Source organism: Dactylosporangium sp. CA-052675 (assembly GCF_050947935.1).
In the GTDB taxonomy this organism is placed as follows: Bacteria; Actinomycetota; Actinomycetes; order Mycobacteriales; family Micromonosporaceae; genus Dactylosporangium.
The window spans coordinates 5,820,920-5,843,469 of the sequence record NZ_CP192010.1 but is presented as its reverse complement, the minus strand read 5'-3'; the positions used below and the strand labels follow the sequence as shown (position 1 = coordinate 5,843,469).

The following is a 22,550-nucleotide window of genomic DNA, read 5'->3' as shown; positions in this document are numbered from 1 at the left end:
TCGTGCTGGCCGGCGGCGACGGCATCGTGGACTTCCCGGACGACCGGGCCTGGAACCTGGAGCGGCTCGACGGCGACGACGAGTACGCGCGCAAGGGCGGCTTCGTCCACGACGCGACCGACTTCGACGCCGCCTTCTTCGGCATCAGCCCGCGCGAGGCCCTGGCCATGGACCCGCAGCAGCGGCTCCTGCTGGAGGCGTCCTGGGAGGTCTTCGAGTCGGCCGGCCTCGACCCGACCGCGTCGCGCGGCAACCCCGTCGGCGTCTTCATCGGCGTCTCCCCGTCCGGCTACGGCGCGCCCGGCACCGGCGCCGGCACCGAGGGCTACCAGCTCACCGGCACCGCCACCAGCGTCGTGTCCGGGCGGGTGGCGTACACGTTCGGCTTCGAAGGCCCGGCCGTCACCGTCGACACCGCGTGCTCCTCCTCGCTGGTCGCCCTGCACCTCGCCGCCCAGTCGCTGCGCCAGGGCGAGTGTGACCTGGCCGTCGCCGGCGGCGTGACCGTCATGGCGACGCCGGGCGCGTTCGTGGAGTTCTCGCGGCAGCGGGGGCTCGCCTCCGACGGGCGCTGCAAGTCCTTCGCCGGCGCCGCGGACGGCACCGGCTGGTCGGAGGGCGTCGGCGTGCTGCTCGTGGAGCGGCTGTCGGACGCGCGGCGGCTCGGCCACCGGGTGCTCGCGGTGGTCGCCGGCTCGGCGGTCAACCAGGACGGCGCCAGCAACGGGCTCACGGCCCCGAACGGCCCCTCCCAGCAGCGCGTCATCCGCCAGGCCCTCGCCACCGCCGGGCTGGGCCCGTCCGACGTGGACGCCGTCGAGGCGCACGGCACCGGCACGCGGCTCGGCGACCCGATCGAGGCCCAAGCGCTGCTGGCCACCTACGGCCAGGACCGCGAACAGCCGCTGTGGCTCGGCTCGATCAAGTCGAACATCGGCCACACCCAGGCCGCCGCGGGCGCCGCGGGTGTGATCAAAATGGTCCTCGCGATGCGGCACGGGGTGCTGCCCCGGACCCTGCACGTGGACGAGCCCACCCCGCACGTGGACTGGTCGGCCGGGGCCGTGTCCCTGCTCACCGAGGCCCAGTCTTGGCCGTCGGTGGACCGTCCCCGGCGGGCGGCGGTGTCGTCGTTCGGCATCAGCGGCACGAACGCCCACGTGATCCTGGAGTCGGTCGAGGAGCCGGCGGTCGAGCCGGTCGAGTCGTCCGCGCTGGTGCCGCTGGTGGTGTCGGCGCGGTCGGCGCAGGCGGCCCGCGCGTTTGCCGATCGCCTGACCCCGGGCGCGGACACGGGACGTTCGCTGCTGTCTAGGACCCGGTTCGATCACCGGTTGGTGGTGCTGCCGGGTGAGACGGTGACGGGTGTCGCCAAGGCCCGCCGGGTCGGGGTGCTGTTCTCGGGCCAGGGCGCCCAGCGCGCGGGGATGGGTGCTGGTCTGGACTTCCCGGTGTTCAACCGGGTCTACGCCGAGGTGCGGTCCCATTTCGGTGAGCTGCCGGACGAGCGGATCGACGACACGGAGATCACCCAGCCGGCGCTGTTCGCGATCGAGGTGGCCCTCTACGAGCAGTTGAAGGCCTGGGGCGTCCAGCCGTCGGTGGTGGGTGGGCATTCCATCGGTGAGCTGGTCGCGGCGTATGTGGCCGGGGTGTGGTCGCTGGAAGATGCGTGCAAGGTGGTGGCGGCCCGGGCTCGGCTGATGCAGGCCCTGCCGCCGGGTGGGGGGATGCTGGCGGTCGGAGCGCCCGTTCACCAGGTCCCGGATGGTGTTTCGGTAGCGGCGATCAACGGGCCGAACGCGTGGGTGTTGTCGGGTCCGGCGGAGTTGCTGCCCGAGTTCCCCGGGGTTCGGACCAGTCGGCTGCGGGTGTCGCATGCGTTCCATAGCGCGTTGATGGAGCCGATGCTGGAGGAGTTCCGGGCGGTCCTCGACACCGTCACGTTCAACCCGCCGCAGATCCCGATCGTTTCCAATGTCACCGGTGGGCTGATCTCCGAGTTCGATGCCGACTATTGGGTTCGGCACGTGCGGGGCACGGTGTTGTTCGCCGACAACGTGGCCGCCATGCGCGCCGACGGTGTCGACACCTTTGTCGAAGTCGGGCCGGACGCGGTGCTCGTGCCGCACCTGCCGGCTGAGGACGCCGTCGTGGTCGCGTCCCTGCGGCGGAACCGCGACGAGCCCGAGACGCTGCTGCGGGCCGTTGCCGAGCTGTTCGTGGCCGGCGTCGACATCGACTGGAGCACCACCTTCACCGGCGGGCGGATCGTCGGGCTGCCGACCTACGCGTTCCAGCGGGAACGGTACTGGGCCGACGCCCCCGCGGTCGGCGACGTCTCCGGGGCCGGGCTCGGCGTCATCGGCCACCCGCTGCTCGGCGCGGTCGTCCGCGTCGCCGGCGACGGCGGCGTGGTCGTCACCGGGCGGCTGTCGCTCGGCGCGCAGCCGTGGCTCGGCGACCACGTCGTCGGCGGCGCGGTCGTGCTGCCCGGCACCGCGCTGGTCGAGATGGTGATCCGTGCCGGGGACGAGGTCGGCGCGCTCGTGCTCGACGAGCTGTCGCTGGTGGCCCCGCTCGTCGTACCGCCCACCGGCGGGGTCACGGTGCAGATCCACGTGGGCTCCTCCGTCGCCGTGTACTCCCGCCTGGACGACGGCGACGAGTGGACCCTGCACGCCGAGGGCGCCCTCGGCACCGCCGACCGGCCCGGCGACACCTTCGCCTGGCCGCCGGCCGACGCCGACGAACTCCCCGTCGCCGACTGGTACGCCCGCTCGCCCATCGCCTACGGCCCCGTCTTCCAGGGCCTGCGGCGGGTCTGGCGCGACGACGACGGAGACGTCTTCGCCGAGGTCGCCCTGGAGGGCAAGACCGCCGACACCGCGGGGGCGTTCGGTCTGCACCCCGCGCTGCTCGACGCGGCGCTGCAGGCGATCGGGTTCGCCGACCGCGGCGAGGACGGCGGCGGCGCCTGGCTGCCCTTCGTCTTCGGCGGCGTCCGCGTCCACGCCACCGGCGCCACGGCCCTGCGCGTGCGCGTCCACGGCGACACCACCGCCGGCTTCGAGATCGCCGCCGTCGACGAGTCCGGCCAGCCGGTCGTCTCCATCGACCGCGTCGTGCTGCGCGAGTTCACCGCCGGCACCGCCGCCGGGCGCTCCTCCCTCTACGAGGTCGGCTGGCAGCCCCGTCAGGTCGCTCCGGCGGACCTGCCCGACGACGTCACCGTCTGGGCGGTACCCGCGCTGGGTGACGGCGACGTCCCCGCGGCGGTCGAGGCGCTCGTCGCCGAGGCGCTGTCGGTGGCGAGCCGGGCCCTCGGTGGGTCCGGGCGCCTGGTCGCGGTGGCCGAGCCCGGCGATCTGGGCGCGGCGGCGGTATGGGGTCTGCTGCGTGTGGCGGCGGCCGAGCACCCGGGCCGGATCGTGCTGGTCGACGGCGATGCCGGGCCCGAGTTGCTGGGTGGTGTGGTCGCGGCCGGCCTCGGCGAGGTTCGGGTCCGCGACGGTGCGGTGCTGGTGCCGGGACTGACCCGGTCCTCGTCGCCGTCCGGCGGGATTGACCTGGCTGGTGGCACGGTGCTGGTCACGGGTGGGCTGGGTGCGTTGGGCCGGGTCGTGGCGCGGTGGCTCGTGGATGTGTGCGGTGCGGGTGAGGTGGTGCTGGTCGGGCGGCGTGGTGGGGAGGTGCCCGGGGCGCGGGTGGTGGCGTGTGACGTCACGGACCGGGATGCGGTCTTCGAGTTGGTGGCCGGGATGCCGGATCTGGTCGGTGTCGTGCACGCGGCGGGTGTCCTCGACGACGGCGTGTTCACAGGTCTGACGCCGGAGCGGGTGAACCCGGTGCTGGCGCCGAAGGTCGCGGGCGCGTGGTGGCTGCACGAGGCGACCCTCGACCGGCCGCTGCGGATGTTCGTGACGTTCTCCTCGATCGCCGGCATCGTCGGCAACCCGGGCCAGGCCGCCTACGCGGCGGGCAACACCTTCCTCGACGGGCTCGCCGCCCACCGCGCCGCGCTCGGCCTCCCCGGGCTGTCGATCGCGTGGGGCCTGTGGGACCTCGGCATGGGCAGCGAGCTCGCCCGGACCGGCGTCATGGCGCTCGACACCGAGACCGGGCTGGGCCTGCTCGGCGAGGCGCTGCGCGGACACGACGGCCTGCGGGTCGCGGCCCGGTTCGACGTCGCCGCGCTGCGCAACCTCGTCGGCGTTCCCGAGGTGCTGCGGCCGATCGTCGGGCGGGTCGCCCGGCGGGCGGTGACCGCCGCCGCGGCCGGCGGATGGGCGGCCCGGCTCGCGGGCCTCTCCCGCGACCAGGCCCGCGAGGCGGTCGTCGACCTCGTCCGCGGCCTGGTCGGCGTCGTGCTCGGCTACGCCGGCCCCGAGCAGGTCGTGCTCGACCGGGCGTTCCGGGACGTCGGGTTCGACTCCCTCGCCGCGGTCGACCTGCGCAACCGGCTCACCTCGGCCACGGGCCTGCAGCTGCCGGCTACCGTTGTCTTCGACTACCCGAACCCGTTGCTGCTGGCCGGGTACATCTTCGACCAGGTCGCCGGCGCCGAACCCGCCCACGATCGGCCCATCCGCGTCCGGAGCCGCACCGGAGACGACCCGGTCGTCATCGTCGGCATGGCCTGCCGCTACCCCGGCGGCATCCTCGACCCCGACGGCCTGTGGGACCTGGTCCGCACCGGCGGCGACGGCATCGGCGTGTTCCCCGCCGACCGCGGCTGGGACCTGGATCACCTGCGCGACGGGGCGAGCTCGACCCAGCAGGGTGGGTTCCTCTACGACGCGGCCCTGTTCGACGCCGAGTTCTTCGGCATCAGCCCCCGCGAGGCCCTGGCCATGGACCCGCAGCAGCGGCTCCTGCTCGAAACCTCGTGGGAGGCGTTCGAGTCGGCGGGCCTGGAACCGGCCACCCTGCGCGGGTCGCGCACCGGCGTCTTCGCCGGCGTCATGTACCACGACTACGCCTCCCGCCCCCTGGACGTCCCCGCCGGCGTCGAGGGATACATCGGCACCGGCAACTCCGGCAGCATCCTCTCCGGCCGGGTGGCGTACACGTTCGGCTTCGAAGGCCCGGCGGTCACCGTCGACACGGCGTGCTCGTCGTCGTTGGTGGCGTTGCACCTGGCCGCGCAGGCGCTGCGGCAGGGGGAGTGTGATCTGGCCCTGGCCGGTGGTGTGACGGTGATGGCGACGCCGGGGACGTTCGTGGACTTCACGCGGCAGCAGGGGCTGGCGTCGGACGGCCGGTGCAAGTCGTTCGCGGGTGCCGCGGACGGTACCGGCTGGTCCGAGGGCGTCGGCGTGCTCCTCGTGGAGCGGCTGTCGGACGCCCAGCGGCTCGGCCACCCGATCCTCGCGGTGGTGCGGGGGAGCGCGGTCAACCAGGACGGCGCCTCCAACGGGCTCACGGCCCCGAACGGCCCCTCCCAGCAGCGCGTCATCCGCCAGGCCCTCGCCAGTGCCGGGCTCAACCCCGCCGACGTGGACCTGGTCGAGGCCCACGGCACCGGCACGACCCTCGGCGACCCGATCGAGGCCCAGGCCCTGCTGGCCACCTACGGCCAGGACCGCCCCGAGGACCGGCCGCTGTGGCTCGGCTCCATCAAGTCGAACATCGGCCACACCCAGGCCGCCGCCGGCGCCGCCGGCATCATCAAGACCATCATGGCCATGCGGCACGGCCTCATGCCACGGACGCTGCACGTGGACGAGCCCACCCCGCACGTCGACTGGACCGCCGGCGCGGTGTCCCTGCTCACCGAGGCGCAGGCCTGGCCGGCCGGCGACCGCCCCCGGCGCGCGGCCGTGTCGTCGTTCGGGATCAGCGGCACCAACGCCCACATCGTCCTCGAGGCCCCACCGCGGCCGGCGCCGTCCGAGGACGCCGGCGAGCTGCCGATCGTGCCATTCGTACTGTCCGCCCGCACCCCCGAGTCCGTCCGGTCCGCGGCCGCCCGGCTGTCGGCCTTCGTCGACGCGCACCCCGAGCTGCGCCCGTCCGACGTCGGCTACTCGCTGGTCGCCTCCCGGTCCCGCTTCGAGCACCGCATGGTCCTGCTGCCCGGCGAACCGGTGACGGGCACGGCCGCGACCCGCCGCGTCGGGGTCCTGTTCTCGGGCCAGGGTGCCCAGCGCGCGGGGATGGGTGCTGGTCTGGACTTCCCGGTGTTCAACCGGGTCTACGCCGAGGTGCGGTCCCACTTCGGTGAGCTGCCGGACGAGCGGATCGACGACACGGAGATCACCCAGCCGGCGCTGTTCGCGATCGAAGTGGCCCTCTACGAGCAGTTGAAGGCCTGGGGTCTCCAGCCGGCAGTGGTGGGCGGGCATTCCATCGGTGAGCTGGTCGCGGCGTTCGTGGCCGGTGTCTGGTCGCTGGAAGACGCGTGCAAGGTGGTCGCGGCCCGGGCCCGGCTGATGCAGGCCCTCCCGCCGGGCGGCGGGATGCTCGCGGTCGGGGCTCCGGTCGAGGACGTGCCCGAGGGTGTGTCGGTTGCCGCGATCAATGGGCCGAACGCGTGGGTGCTGTCGGGTCCGGCGGAGCTGTTGCCGGAGTTCCCGGGGGTTCGGACGAGTCGGTTGCGGGTGTCGCATGCATTCCACTCGGCGTTGATGGAGCCGATGCTCGAAGAGTTCCGCGCGGTCCTCGACACCGTTACGTTCAACCCGCCGCAGATCCCGATCGTTTCCAACGTCACCGGCGGGTTTATCTCCGAGTTCGATGCCGACTACTGGGTGCGGCATGTGCGGGGCACGGTGTTGTTCGCCGACAACGTGGCCGCCATGCGCGCCGAGGGTGTCGACACGTTCGTGGAGGTCGGGCCGGACGCGATCCTCGCGCCGCACCTGCACGGGGACGATGCCGTCGTCGTCGCGTCCCTGCGGCGCAACCGTGACGAGTCCGAGACGCTGCTGCGGGCCGCGGCCCAGCTCTTCGTCGCCGGCGTCGACATCGACTGGCGCGCGGTGTTCGGCCCCGGCCGCCGGGTCGTCCCGCTCCCCACGTACGCGTTCCAGCACGAGCGCTACTGGCTCGAATCCGCCGACATGATCGGCGACGTCTCCGGCGTCGGCCTGGCCGCGACCGGCCACCCCCTGCTCGGGGCGGTCGTCTCCATGGCCGGCGACGGCGGCGTCCTGCTCACCGGCCGGCTGTCGCTCGCGGCCCAGCCCTGGCTCGCCGATCACGTCGTCGGGGGCGCGGTCGTCGTCCCCGGCACCGCGCTGGCCGAGATGGTGGTGCGGGCCGGCGACGAGATCGGCGCCGCCGCCCTGGACGAGCTGACCCTCCTCGCGCCGCTGGTCCTGCCGCCGACCGGCGGCGTCACCGTGCAGATCCACGTCGGCTCGAACGTCACCGTCTACGCCCGCCAGGACGACGACACCGACTGGACGCGCCACGCCGAGGGCACCTTCGGCCACGCGGCGATGCCAGCCCCGACGTTCGCCTGGCCGCCGACCGGCGCCACCGAGGTGCCCCTCGACGACTGGTACGCCCGCTCACCCATCGCCTACGGCCCCGCCTTCCAGGGCCTGCGCCGCCTCTGGCACGGCGAGCACGAGGTGTACGCCGAGGTCGCCGTCGACGGCCTCGCCACCGACGCGTTCTCGGTCCACCCGGCCCTGCTCGACGCCGCCCTGCACCCGATCGGCCTGCTCGACCCCGCCGCCGGGCTGCCGTTCGTGTTCGGCGGCGTCCGCGTCCACGCCACCGGCGCCACGGCCCTGCGCGTACGGGTCCGCGGCGACGCCGCCACCGGCTTCGAGATCGCCGCCGTCGACGAGTCCGGCGAGCCCGTCGTCTCCATCGACCGGGTCGTGCTGCGCGAGCTCACCACCGGCCCCTCCGCCGGCCGGACCCTGTACGAGCTGGGCTGGCAGCCCCGCCACGTCACCCCGGCACCCCTACCCGCGGAGGTCACCGTCTGGGCGCTGCCGCCGATCGGCGACGCGTCCGTCCCGGGGGCGGTGGACGCGCTGGTCGGTGAGGCGCTGTCGGTCGCGGGGCGGGTGCTGGCGGGGTCCGGGCGTTTGGTCGTTGTGGCGGAGCCGGATGATCTGGGCGCGGCGGCGGTGTGGGGTCTGCTGCGTGTGGCGGCGGCTGAGCACCCGGGCCGGATCGTGCTGGTCGACGGCGATGCCGGGGCCGAGTTGCTGGGTGGTGTGGTCGCGGCCGGGCTCGGCGAGGTTCGGGTTCGCGATGGTGTGGTGCTGGTGCCGGGTCTGGTGCGGTCCTCGTCGCCGTCGGGTGCTGTGGACCTGGCTGGTGGCTCGGTGCTGGTCACGGGTGGGCTCGGTGCGCTGGGCCGGGTTGTGGCGCGGTGGCTAGTGGATGTGTGCGGTGCCGGTGAGGTGGTGCTGGTCGGGCGGCGCGGTGGGGAGGTGCCCGGGGCCCGGGTGGTGGCGTGTGACGTCACCGACCGGGATGCGGTCTTCGAGTTGGTGGCCGGGATGCCGGACCTGGTCGGTGTCGTGCACGCGGCGGGTGTCCTCGATGACGGGGTGTTCATGGGGTTGACGCCGGAGCGGGTGAGCCGGGTACTGGCACCGAAGGTCGCGGGCGCGTGGTGGCTGCACGAGGCGACCCTCGACCGGAACCTCGAGCTGTTCGTGCTGTTCTCCTCGATCGCCGGCGTCGTCGGCAACCCGGGCCAGGCCGCGTACGCGGCGGGCAACACGTTCCTCGACGGGCTCGCGGCCCATCGGCGTATGCTCGGGCTTCCCGCGGTCTCCATCGCGTGGGGGCTCTGGGACCTCGGCATGGGCGCCGATCTCGCGCGGTCCAAGGGCGCCGCCCTGGACGCCGAGACAGGACTCGGGATGCTCGGCGCGGCCCTGCGCTCACCCGCGGAGCTGGTGGTCGCGGCGCGGTTCGACATCGCGGCGTTGCGGAATCTGGTGGTGGTGCCGGATGTGCTGCGGCCGTTGGTGGGGCGGTCGGCGCGGCGGGCGGTGTCGGTGGGTGCGGGTGGTGGTTTTGCGGCCCGGTTGGCGGGGATGTCGCGGGACGAGGCTCGTGCGGTGGTCGTGGGGTTGGTCCGGGGGCATGTGGGGGCGGTGCTGGGGTACTCGGGTCCGGAGCAGGTGGTGCTGGACCGGGCGTTCCGGGACGTGGGGTTCGACTCCTTGGCGGCGATCGACCTGCGGAACCGGCTGATGTCGGCGACCGGGCTGCAGTTGCCGGCGACGGTGGTGTTCGATTACCCGAACCCGCTGCTGCTCGCCGGGTTCGTGTTCGACCAGATCGCCGGCGCCGACCTGGACGAGACCGTGGCCCTGCGCCGAGCCGTCGACGGCGACCCGGTCGTCATCGTCGGCATGGCCTGCCGCTACCCCGGCGGCGTCGAGAACCCGGCCGGCCTGTGGGATCTGCTGCACACCGGCGGCGACGGCATCGGCCAGTTCCCAACCGACCGCGGCTGGGACCTCGACGGGCTCCGCGGCGGGGCGAGCTCGACCCAGCAGGGTGGGTTCCTCTATGACGCGGCCCTGTTCGACGCCGAGTTCTTCGGCATCAGCCCCCGCGAGGCCCTGGCCATGGACCCGCAGCAGCGGCTCCTGCTCGAAACGTCGTGGGAGGCGTTCGAGTCCGCCGGGCTGAACCCGGTCGAGCTGCGCGGGTCGCGCACCGGGGTGTTCGCCGGGGTGATGTACCACGACTACGCCTCGCGGCCCATGGACATTCCGGCCGGCGTCGAGGGGTACCTGGGCACGGGCAACTCCGGCAGCGTGGTGTCCGGCCGGGTGGCGTACACGTTCGGCTTCGAAGGGCCGGCGGTCACCGTCGACACGGCGTGCTCGTCGTCGTTGGTGGCGTTGCACCTGGCCGCGCAGGCGCTGCGGCAGGGGGAGTGTGATCTGGCCCTGGCCGGTGGTGTGACAGTGATGGCGACGCCAGGGACGTTCGTGGACTTCACGCGGCAGCAGGGGCTGGCGTCGGACGGCCGGTGCAAGTCGTTCGCGGGTGCCGCGGACGGCACCGGCTGGTCCGAGGGTGTCGGCGTGCTCCTCGTGGAGCGGCTGTCGGACGCGCAGCGGCTCGGCCACTCGGTGCTCGCGGTGGTGCGGGGGAGCGCGGTCAACCAGGACGGCGCCTCCAACGGTCTGACGGCCCCGAACGGCCCGTCGCAGCAGCGGGTCATCCGCCAGGCCCTCGCCGGCGCGGGCCTGCGCCCGTCCGACGTGGACGCGGTCGAGGCGCACGGCACCGGTACCCGCCTCGGCGACCCGATCGAGGCCCAGGCGCTGCTGGCCACCTACGGCCAGGACCGCGAACAGCCGCTCTGGCTCGGCTCCGTCAAGTCGAACATCGGCCACACCCAGGCCGCCGCGGGCGCCGCGGGTGTGATCAAAATGGTCCTCGCGATGCGCCACGGCGTGCTGCCGCGGACCCTGCACGTGGACGAGCCCACCCCGCACGTGGACTGGTCGGCCGGGGCCGTGTCCCTGCTCACCGAACCGCAGGCCTGGCCGGTCAACGGGCACCCTCGCCGGGCGGCGGTGTCGTCGTTCGGCATCAGCGGCACGAACGCCCACGTGATCCTGGAGGCGTTCGAGCAGCCGGCCCCGGAGCCGGTCGAGGCCTCCACGCTGGTGCCGCTGGTGGTGTCGGCGCGGTCGGCGCAGGCGGCGCGTGCCTATGCCGAGCGTCTGACCCCGGGGGCGGACACCGGTCGTTCACTGCTGTCCCGCGCCCGGTTCGACCACCGCATGGTGCTGCTGCCGGGCGAACCGGTCGCCGGTGTCGCCGCGGCCCGCCGGGTCGGGGTGCTGTTCTCGGGCCAGGGCGCCCAGCGCGCCGGGATGGGCTCCAGCCTCGATTTCCCGGTGTTCAACCGGGTCTACGCCGAGGTGCGCGGGCATTTCGGTGAGCTGCCGGACGAGCGGATCGACGACACGGAGGTCACGCAGCCGGCGTTGTTCGCGATCGAGGTGGCCCTGTATGAGCAGTTGAGGGCGTGGGGCCTGAACCCGGCGGTCGTCGGCGGTCACTCGATCGGTGAGCTGGTCGCGGCGTATGTGGCTGGTGTGTGGTCGCTGGACGATGCGTGCAAGGTGGTGGCGGCTCGGGCTCGGTTGATGCAGGCCCTGCCTTCTGGTGGCGGGATGCTGGCGGTCGGGGCTCCGGTGGAGGATGTGCCCGAGGGCGTGTCGGTGGCTGCGATCAACGGGCCGAATGCGTGGGTGTTGTCGGGTCCGGCCGAGCTGCTGCCGGAATTCCCTGGGGTTCGGACGAGTCGGCTGCGGGTGTCGCATGCGTTCCACAGTGCGTTGATGGAGCCGATGCTGGAGGAGTTCCGCGCGGTTCTCGACACGGTCACGTTCAACCCGCCGCAGATCCCGATCGTTTCCAACGTGATCGGCGGGTTTATCTCCGAGTTCGATGCCGACTATTGGGTGCGGCATGTGCGGGGCACGGTGTTGTTCGCGGACAACGTGGCCGCGATGCGCGCTGAGGGTGTCGACACGTTCGTGGAGGTCGGGCCCGACGCGATCCTCGCGCCGCACCTGCGCGGGGACGATGCCGTCGTCGTCGCGTCGCTGCGGCGGAACCGGGACGAGTCCGAGACGCTGCTGCGGGCCGTCGCCGAGCTGTTCGTGGCCGGCGTCGACATCGACTGGAGCACCACCTTCACCGGCGGGCGCGTCGTCGAGCTGCCGACCTACGCGTTCCAGCGGGAGCGCTACTGGCTGCAGTCCGCCGCCGGCTTCGGCGACGTCTCCGGCGCCGGGCTCGGCGTGGCCGGGCATCCGCTGCTCGCCGCCATCGTCCGCGCGCCCGGCGGCGACCACGTGATCGTGACCGGCCGCCTGTCGCTCGCCACCCACCCCTGGCTCGCCGACCACACCGTCGGCGGCGCGGTCGTGCTGCCCGGCGCCGCGCTGGTCGAGATGGTGGTGCGCGCCGGGGACGAGGTCGGCGCGACCGTGCTCGACGAGCTGACGCTCCTCGCGCCGCTGGTCCTGCCGCCGACCGGCGGGGTCACGGTGCAGATCCACGTGGCCGGGACCGTCACGGTGTACTCCCGCCAGGACGACGGCGACGAATGGACCCGGCACGCCGAGGGAACCCTGGGCGACTCGGTGCACCCCGACTCGGTGCACCCCGGCGCCCCCTTCGCCTGGCCGCCCGCCGACGCGACCGAGATCGCGGCCGGGGACTGGTACGAGCCCGGCACGGTCACCTACGGACCCGTCTTCCAGGGGCTCCAGCGGGCGTGGCGCGGCGCGGACGGCGAGATCTACGCCGAGATCGCCCTGCGCGGCCCGGCGGCGGACGCGGCCGGCTCCTACGGGATCCATCCCGCGCTGCTCGACGCGGCCCTGCACCCGATCGGGTTCCTCGACCCCGGCGCCGGGCTGCCGTTCGTCTTCGGCGGTGTCCGGGTGCACGCGTCGGGGGCCGCGCTCCTGCGGGTCCGGGTCCGCGGCGACGCCGAGACCGGCTTCGAGATCGCCGGCATCGACGAGTCCGGCCGGCCCGTCGTCTCCATCGACCGGGTGGTGCTGCGCGAGGTCACGGTCGGCAGCTCCGCGCGGCGCCCGCTGTACGAGCTGGACCGGCAGCCGCGCCAGGTCACCCCGGCGCCGTTGCCGGAGGACGTCACCGTCTGGCGGGTGCCGGCGACGGACGGTACCGTCCCCGACGCGGTGCAGGCGCTGGTCGGCGAGGCGCTGTCGGTCGCGGGCCGGGTGCTGGCCGGCTCCGGCCGCCTGGTCGTCGTGGCGGAGCCGGATGACCTGGGCGCGGCGGCCGTATGGGGTCTGCTGCGCGTGGCGGCCGCCGAGAACCCGGGGCAGATCGTCCTCGTCTCCGGTGACGCGTCGCCGGAGCTGCTGGGCGGCGTGGTCGCGGCCGGCATCGCCGAGGCCACGATCCGCGACGGCGCGGTGCTGGTGCCGGGCCTCGTGCGGTCCTCGTCGCCGTCCGGTGCCGTCGACCTCACCGGCGGATCGGTACTGGTCACGGGCGGGTTGGGTGCGTTGGGCCGGGTCGTGGCGCGGTGGCTGGTGGACGTGTGCGGCGTCGCCGAAGTGGTGCTCGCCGGCCGGCGCGGCGGCGAGGTGCCCGGAGCCCGGGTCGTCGCCTGCGACGTCACGGATCGGGATGCGGTACGGGACCTGGTCGCCGGAATCCCGGACCTCGTCGGCGTCGTGCACGCCGCCGGCGTCCTGGACGACGGGGTGTTCACGGGCCTGACCCCCGAACGGCTCAACCGGGTGCTCGCCCCCAAGGTCGCGGGCGCGTGGTGGCTGCACGAGGCGACCCTCGACCGTCCGCTGCGGATGTTCGTGCTGTTCTCCTCCGTCGCCGGCATCGTCGGCAACCCCGGCCAGGCCGCGTACGCCGCCGGCAATACCTTCCTCGACGGGCTCGCCGCCCACCGCCGCGCGCTCGGGCTCCCCGCGCAGTCGATCGCCTGGGGCCAGTGGGACCTCGGCATGGGCTCCGACCTCGCGCGGTCCAAGGCGTCCGCCCTGGACGTCGACTCCGGCCTCGAACTGCTCGGCGCGGCGCTGGGCTCACCCGCGGAGCTGGTGGTCGCGGCGCGGTTCGACATCGCGGCGTTGCGGAATCTGGTGGTGGTGCCGGATGTGCTGCGGCCGTTGGTGGGGCGTTCGGCGCGGCGGGCGGTGTCGGTGGGTGCGGGTGGTGGTTTCGCGGCCCGGTTGGCGGGGATGTCGCGGGACGAGGCTCGTGCGGTGGTCGTGGGGTTGGTCCGGGGGCATGTGGGGGCGGTGCTGGGGTACTCGGGTCCGGAGCAGGTGGTGCTGGACCGGGCGTTCCGGGACGTGGGGTTCGACTCCTTGGCGGCGATCGACCTGCGGAACCGGCTGATGTCGGCGACCGGGCTGCAGTTGCCGGCGACGGTGGTATTCGATTACCCGAACCCGCTGCTGCTCGCCGGGTTCGTCTTCGACCAGATCGCCGGCGCCGAGGCCGGGCCCGTCGTCGCCACCCGGACGAAGGTGGACGACGACCCGATCGTGATCGTCGGCATGGCCTGCCGCTACCCGGGCGGCGTCCAGGACCCCGAGGGCCTCTGGAACCTGCTGCGCACCGGCGGTGACGGCATCGGCGCGTTCCCGACCGACCGCGGCTGGGACCTGGAGTACCTGCGCGACGGTGGGAGCTCCACGGGTCGCGGCGGCTTCCTCTACGACGCGGCCCTGTTCGACGCCGAGTTCTTCGGCATCAGCCCCCGCGAAGCGCTCGCCATGGACCCGCAGCAGCGGCTCCTGCTCGAAACGTCGTGGGAGGTCTTCGAGTCCGCCGGCCTCGACCCGGCCGACCTGCGCGGCTCCCGCACCGGCGTGTTCGCGGGCGTGATGTACCACGACTACGTCAACCAGCTCGTCGACGCCCAGTCCAGCGTCGAGGGGTACCTGGGCACGGGCAACTCCGGCAGCGTGGTGTCCGGTCGGGTGGCGTACACGTTCGGCTTCGAAGGCCCCGCCGTCACCGTCGACACCGCGTGCTCCTCCTCGCTGGTCGCGCTGCACCTGGCCGCCCAGTCGCTGCGCCAGGGCGAGTGCGACCTCGCCCTCGCCGGCGGCGTGACCGTCATGGCCACGCCCGGCGCGTTCGTGGAGTTCACGAAGCAGCGTGGACTGTCCGAGGACGGGCGCTGCAAATCGTTCGCCGGGGCCGCCGACGGCACCGGCTGGTCCGAGGGCGTCGGGGTGCTGCTGGTGGAGCGGCTGTCGGACGCGCAGCGGCTCGGCCACCCGATCCTCGCGGTGGTGCGGGGGAGCGCGGTCAACCAGGACGGCGCCTCCAACGGTCTGACGGCCCCGAACGGCCCCTCCCAGCAGCGGGTCATCCGCCAGGCCCTCGCCGGCGCGGGCCTCCGCCCGTCCGACGTGGACGCGGTCGAGGCGCACGGCACCGGTACCCGCCTCGGCGACCCGATCGAGGCCCAGGCGCTGCTGGCCACCTACGGCCAGGACCGGGACCGGCCGCTGTGGCTCGGCTCCATCAAGTCGAACATCGGCCACACCCAGGCCGCCGCCGGCGCCGCGGGCATCATCAAGATGATCCTCGCCATGCGCCACGGCGAGCTGCCGCGGACCCTGCACGTGGACGAGCCCACCCCGCACGTCGACTGGTCGGCCGGCTCGGTCTCGCTGCTGACGGAGGCCCGGTCGTGGCCGTCGGTGGACCGGCCCCGGCGGGCGGCGGTGTCGTCGTTCGGCATCAGCGGCACGAACGCCCACGTGATCCTGGAGGCGTTCGAGCAGCCGGCCCCGGAGCCGGTCGAGGCCTCCACGCTGGTGCCGCTGGTGGTGTCGGCGCGTTCGGCGGAGGCGGCGCGTGCGTATGCCGAGCGTCTGACCCCGGGCGCGGACACGGGTCGTTCACTGCTGTCGCGGCCTCGGTTCGATCACCGGCTGGTGGTGTTGCCGGGTGAGACGGTGACGGGTGTCGCCGCGGCCCGCCGGGTCGGGGTGCTGTTCTCGGGCCAGGGCGCCCAGCGCGCGGGGATGGGTGCGGGTCTGGACTTCCCGGTGTTCAACCGGGTCCATGCCGAGGTGCGCGGGCATTTCGGCGAGCTGCCGGATGACCGGATCGACGACACGGAGATCACCCAGCCGGCGCTGTTCGCGATCGAGGTTGCCCTCTACGAGCAGCTGAAGGCCTGGGGTCTGCAGCCGTCGGTGGTGGGTGGGCATTCCATCGGTGAACTGGTCGCGGCGTATGTGGCCGGGGTGTGGTCGCTGGAAGACGCGTGCAAGGTGGTCGCGGCTCGGGCTCGGCTGATGCAGGCCCTGCCTTCTGGTGGCGGGATGCTGGCGGTCGGTGCTCCGGTGGAGGATGTGCCCGAGGGTGTCTCCGTCGCCGCGATCAACGGGCCGAACGCGTGGGTGTTGTCGGGTCCGGCCGAGTTGCTGCCCGAGTTCCCCGGGGTTCGGACGAGCCGGCTGCGGGTGTCGCATGCGTTCCACAGCGCGTTGATGGAGCCGATGCTGGAGGAGTTCCGCGCGGTTCTCGACACCGTCACCTTCCACACGCCGCAGATTCCCATCGTCTCGAACGTCACCGGTGGGCTGATCTCCGAGTTCGACGCCGACTACTGGGTGCGGCACGTGCGGGGCACGGTGTTGTTCGCCGACAACGTGGCCGCCATGCGAGCCGAAGGTGTCGACACCTTCGTGGAGGTCGGGCCCGATGCGATCCTCGCCCCGCACCTGCACGGACAGGACGCCGTCGTGGTGACCTCCCTGCGGCGCAACCGCGACGAGCCCGAGACGCTGCTGCGGGCCGTTGCCGAGCTGTTCGTGGCCGGCGTCGACATCGACTGGAGCACCACCTTCACCGGCGGGCGGATCGTCGCACTGCCGACCTACGCCTTCCAGCGGCAACGGTTCTGGCCCGAGCCCGCCCCGAAGGCCATCGCGGCCGAGGACGCCTCCTTCTGGTCCGCGGTCGACCGCTCCGACATCGGCGAGCTCGTCGCCCAGCTCGGCGAGCACACCCGGGCCTCGCTCGACACGCTCGTGCCCGCGCTCTCCTCCTGGCGGCACGCCCGCGGCCGGGGCAAGACCCTGGACTCGTGGTCGTACCGCGTCGCGTGGACGCCGCGGCCCACCCCGCCGTCCGCCCCCCTGAGCGGCCGCTGGCTGGTGGCCGAGCCGTCGCCGGGTCACGGCGACGCGATCGCCGGCGCCCTCGCCGCGCAGGGGGCCGACGTGACGCGCCTGGTTCTCGGCCCGGCCGTCAACCTCGGCGCGGAGCCCTACGCCGGTGTCGTGTGCCTGCTCGGCCTCGACGGCGTCCTCACCCTGATCCAGGCCCTGCACCGGACCGGCCTCCAGGCGCCGGTGTGGTGCGTGACCGAGCAGGCCGTCGCCACCGGCCCCGACGACCACGCCGTGGACCCCGAGGCGGCGGCCGTCTGGGGGCTCGGCCGCGCCGTCGGCCTGGAGCACCCGGCGCTGTGGGGCGGCCTCATCGACGTGCGGCCCGACCTCGACGGGCGCGGGGCGGCGCTCGTCTGCGCCGCGATCGCCGCCGACCGGCGCGCCGACCAGATCGCCGTGCGGCCCGCCGGACTCCTGGAGCCGCGGCTCGTCCCGGCCCCGATCACCGCCGGCCCGGTCGTGCGCGAGCAGTGGCGGCCGAGCGGCACGGTCCTCATCACCGGCGGTACCGGCGGCCTGGGCGCCCGGGTCGCCCGCTGGGCCGCCGAGCACGGCGCGGAGCACCTCGTGCTGACCAGCCGCCGCGGCGAGCACGCCCCCGGCGCCGCCGAGCTGCGCGACGAGCTCACGGCCCTCGGCGCCGCCGTCACCTTCGCCGCCTGTGACATCAGCCGGCGCGACGCGGTCGCCGACCTGCTCGCCGGGCTCGCCGACCGGCCGCCGCTGTCCGTCGTCGTCCACGCCGCCGGCGTCAGCCACGCCGAGGCGCTGCTGGACACCGACGCCGAATCCGTCCGCGCGGCCATGGCCGCCAAGGCCGCCGGCGCCGCCCACCTGGACGAGCTGCTCGGCGACACTCCCTTGGACGCGTTCGTCCTCTTCGGCTCGATCGCCGGTGTCTGGGGCGGCGCCGGGCAGGCCGCCTACAGCGCCGCCAACGCCTACCTCGACGCGCTCGCCCAGCACCGGCGCCACCGCGGCCGGGCCGGCACCTGCATCGCGTGGGGCCCCTGGGCCGACGAGGGCATGGCCGACGCCGAGACCCGGCAGCACCTGGCCCGCCGCGGCCTGACCGCCATGCACCCGGACACCGCCGTCGCCGCCCTCGGCCACGCCATTGAGCACGACCTCACCAACGTGACCGTCGTCGACGCCGACTGGCGCGTGCTCGCCGGGGTCTTCCGCTCGGTCGGCGCCGGCGGCCTGTTCGACGTGGTGGCGCCGGTCGAGGCGCCGGTGTCGTCGGCGGTGGTGGTGCGGCGTTCGCGGGATGAGCTGGTGGGTCTGGTCCGGCGTGAGGTTGCCGGGGTGCTGGGTCATGCGGGGGTGGATGCGGTCGGGGTGCGGCGGCCGTTCCGGGAGTTGGGGTTCGATTCGCTGGCCGCGGTGGAACTGCGGGACCGGTTGGCGCGGTTGTGCGGGGTGGAGCTGTCCTCGACGGTCGTGTTCGACCACCCCTCGGTCGCGGAGCTGGCCGACTTCCTCGCCGGCGACGCGGACGACACCGTGCGGGTGCGCGCCCAGGCCGAGACGGACGGCGACCCGGTCGTCATCGTCGGCATGGGCTGCCGCTTCCCGGGCGGCGTCAACACCGCCGACGACCTGTGGAACCTCGTCGACACCGGCGGCGACGCCATGGGCGGGTTCCCCGCCGACCGCGGCTGGGAGTCGCTGGGCGGCGACTTCGCCCGGGTCGGCGGATTCCTCGACGGCGCGACCGGCTTCGACGCCGGGTTCTTCGGCATCTCGCCGCGCGAGGCTTTGGCCCTGGACCCGCAGCAGCGGTTGCTGCTGGAGGTCTGCTGGGAGGTCTTCGAAAGCGCCGGGGTCGCGGTGGACGGGCTCAAGGGTTCGCTGACCGGTGTGTTCATGGGGACGAACGGCCAGGACTACGGCACGCTCCTCCTCGGTGCCGGGGCCGAGGTCGACGGCTACCAGGCGACGGGGAACTCGGCGTCGGTGGTGTCGGGCCGGCTGGCCTACTGGTTCGGGCTGCAGGGCCCGGCGGTGACCGTCGACACCGCGTGCTCGTCGTCGTTGGTGGGGCTGCACCTGGCGGCGCAGGCGCTGCGCAGCGGGGAGTGCGACCTCGCCCTGGCCGGTGGTGTGACCGTGATGTCGACGCCGGGCGCGTTCCTGGAGTTCGACGCGCAGGGCGGCCTCGCCGCCGACGGCCGGTGCAAGTCGTTCGGCGCGGACGCGGACGGCACCGGCTGGGGCGAGGGCGTCGGCGTCCTGCTCGTCGAGCGGCTCAGCGACGCCCGCCGCCGCGGACATCGCGTGCTCGCGGTCGTGGCCGGCAGCGCGGTCAACCAGGACGGCGCCTCCAACGGACTTACCGCCCCGAACGGCCCCGCCCAGCAGCGGGTCATCCGCCAGGCGCTCGCCAACGCCGGCCTCGAACCGGACGACATCGACGCTGTCGAGGCTCACGGCACGGGTACGAGGCTCGGCGACCCGATCGAGGCCCAGGCGTTGATCGCCACCTACGGCCGCGACCGCCGTGAGCCGCTGTGGATCGGGTCGGTGAAGTCGAACATCGGCCACACGCAGGCCGCAGCGGGTGTCGCCGGGGTCATCAAGATGGTGAAGGCGCTCGAGCACGGCGTGCTGCCGAAGACGCTCCACGCCGAGGAGCCGACGCCGCACGTGGACTGGTCGGCCGGGGCGGTGTCGGTGCTGCGGGAGTCGCGGGCGTGGCCCGAGACCGGCCGTCCGCGCCGGGCCGCGGTGTCGTCGTTCGGCATCTCCGGCACCAACGCGCACACCATCCTCGAAGCGCCCCCGATGGCGGTCGCGGCCGAGGCGCCCGCTCCGACGGGCGGAACGGTCGAGGGCGTGTGGCTGGTCTCGGCGCCGGACGCCGCCGGCCTGAAGGCCCGGGCCGCGCAGCTCGCCGACTGGGCCGAGACCTCCGGCGCCGACCCGGCCTGGGAACTGGCCGTCCACCGTTCGCACCTGGGCGTCCGGGCGGCGGTTACGGGCCGCGACCGGGCCGAGCTCGTGACCCGGCTGCGATCGGTCGAGGGCACCCGGTCCGGCGACCGCTCCGGGCTGGTCTGGATGTTCTCGGGTCAGGGCGCGCAGCGGGTGGGGATGGGCCGGGAGTTGTACGAGGCGTTCCCGGTGTTCGCGGGTGTGGTCGACCGTGCGTGTGAGCTGCTGCCGGAGGGTTTGCGGTCGGTGATGTTCGCCGATGGTGAGCGGTTGGCGCAGACGGTGTTCACGCAGGCGGCGTTGTTCGTGGTGGAGGTGGCCACGGCGGAGTTGTTGCGGTCGTGGGGTGTCCCGGTGGCGTGGGTGATGGGGCATTCGGTTGGTGAGATCGCGGCGGCGTGTGTGGCCGGGGTCCTGTCTTTGGAGGACGGGTGCCGGCTGGTGTCGGCCCGGGGGCGGCTGATGCAGGCGTTGCCGGCTGGTGGGGCGATGCTGGCCGTGGGTGGCGTTCCTGACGTGCTGCCGGATGGGGTGTCGGTGGCGGCGGTGAACGGGCCGGAGTCGATCGTGCTTTCGGGGCCGGGTGAGGTGATCGATGCCTTGGATCTGCCGTTCCGGACGAAGCGGCTGGCTGTGTCGCACGCGTTCCACAGTGCGTTGATGGATCCGATGCTGGAGCCGTTCCGGGCCGAGGTCGCGACGATGACCTTCCACGCGCCCCGCATCCCGATCGTGTCCACCGTGACCGGCGAGCTGATCACCGAGTTCGATGCCGAGTACTGGGTGCGGCATGCCCGGGACACGGTGCGTTTCGCTGATGCGGTCGCGTTCGTGCGTGGGCAGGGTGCGGACACGTTCGTGGAGGTCGGGCCGGATGCGGTGCTGACGGCGATGCTCGACGCCGACGAGGTCGTGGCCGTCCCGGTCATGCGGGCCGGGTCGACCATCGCCGACGCGCTGGGGCGGCTGCACGCGCACGGCGTCGACATCCCGTGGGAACGGATCCTCAAGCCGGGCGAGCGGCTGCCGGAGCTGCCCACGTACCCGTTCCAGCACCAGCGGTTCTGGCCCACCGTCAAGCCCGCCGGCGCCGACGACGGGCTCTGGCAGCTGCTGCAGGGCCTCGACGCCGACCAGCCGCTCCGCGAGGTCCTGCCCGCGCTGGACCGGATGCGCAGCCGGGAACAGACGCGGCAGTGGCGCTACGACATCACCTGGCCGGTCGTGCCCGAGGCCGTCCACGAGGCCGGGCACGCCGACGCCGCCGGCCACCGCTGGCTGCTCGTGCACACCCCGGCCACCACCGACACGGCCGAGCAGATCGCCAAGGGCCTGCGGGAGCACGGCGCCGTGGTCGAGACCACGACCGAGGCCGACGCCGCGATCGCGGCACTGGAGCCGACCGCCGTCGTCTCCCTCCTCGCGCTCGACACCGCGACCCACCCCGACTACCCCAACCTGACCCGGGGCCTCGCCGCCAACCTCGAACTCCTCCAGCGGCCCGTCGCCGTGTGGCTCTGCACCCGCCAGGCCGTCCAGACCGGCCCCGGCGACCAGGCGCCCGACGCCGACCAGGCCACCACCTGGGGCCTCGGCCACGTCGCCGCCGTCGAACAGCCGCAGCGCTACCGCGGCCTGATCGACCTGCCCGGCGAGCTCGACGCCGAGGCCATCGCCCGGCTCGCCCAGACCCTCACCACGGGCCGGGAGCACACCGCGATCCGGCCCGGCACCGTCCACACGCGGCGGCTGACCCGCACCGCCGAGACCACGGCCACGGGCACGTACGAGCCGCGCGACACCACCCTCGTCACCGGCGCCGCCGGTACCCTCGCCGAGCACACCACCCGCTGGCTCACCGACCGGGGAGCCCGGGTCGTCGGCATCGAGGACGCCGCCGAGCCGATCACGGCCGCGTTCCACATCGCCGGGCGCGCCCCCGCCACCCCGCTCGCCGAGCTCACCGTCGCGGCGCTCGCCGCCGGTGTCCAGGCGGCCACCGGCCCCATCGACCAGCTCCGCAAGGCCGTCGCCGGCCGTCCGCTGCAGACCCTCGCCCTGTTCACCTCGATGGCGGGGATCTGGGGCGCCGGCGAAGGGGCCGCCCAGGCCGTCGCCGACGCCTACCTGGGGGCCGTGGCCGAGCGCGCCGCGGCCGACGGCATCGCGGCGACCGCGATCGCCTGGGACACCTGGGACGGCTCGCGGCTGCCCGCGCTCGGCGACGTCATCGCCCAGGGCGGCGCGCGGGCGATCGTGGCCGACATCCGCTGGGACCGGATCGTGGCGAACGTCGGCCCCTGGGCCCTGATCGACGACCTGCCCGAGGTCCAGCAGCTGCGCCGGGCCGCGGCCGAGGCCGACGCGGCCGTCCGCGACGACGTGGCCAACCGGCTGCGGGAGCGCCTCACCCCGCTGCCCGTCGCCGAGCAGGACGCGCACCTCGTCCAGCTCGTCATCGGCCGGGCCGCCGCCGTGCTGGGGCACCAGGGCGACGGCGACTTCACCGCGACCCGGGCGTTCCGCGAGGCCGGGTTCGACTCGATGACCGCCGTCGAGCTGCGCAACCGGCTGCGCGCCGACACCGGGGTCGAGCTCGGCGCGAGCGTCGTGTTCGACTACCCGACGCCGCTCGCGCTCGCCCAGCACCTGCGGGGCCTGCTCATCGCCGGCCCGGAGGCGGTGACCGAGCCGGTCCTGACCGCGCTGGAGCGGGTCGAGGCCGCCTTCGCCGGTGGCGCCGCCGACCCGCTGACGAAGCAGAAACTGCTCGTACAAATGCAGGCCTTTATTTCGAAATGGAGCGACACGCGCGCCGTTTCGGAAACGAACAATGAGCCGGAGCAATTGCAGAATGCGACCGACGACGAGTTGTTCGACTTCATCAACCGCCAGCTCGGGCGCTGATGGGGCCGCAGTAGGGGCGGCTAGGGGTTGTGACGCGGTTTCGGC

The 22,550-nt window shown here is 74.0% G+C and carries 1 protein-coding gene (cut by a window edge); it reads left to right on the top strand.

Annotated elements, in window-relative coordinates; all coding sequences use genetic code 11:
* On the top strand, positions 1-22,505 hold the 3' portion of the coding sequence (locus ACQP1P_RS26250; protein WP_433090131.1) for a type I polyketide synthase. 4,522 nt of this gene lie to the left of the window's left edge; only the last 22,505 of its 27,027 coding nucleotides appear in the window; its start codon lies beyond the left edge, outside the window; its stop codon occupies positions 22,503-22,505.
* Positions 22,506-22,550: the final 45 nt, after the last annotated feature.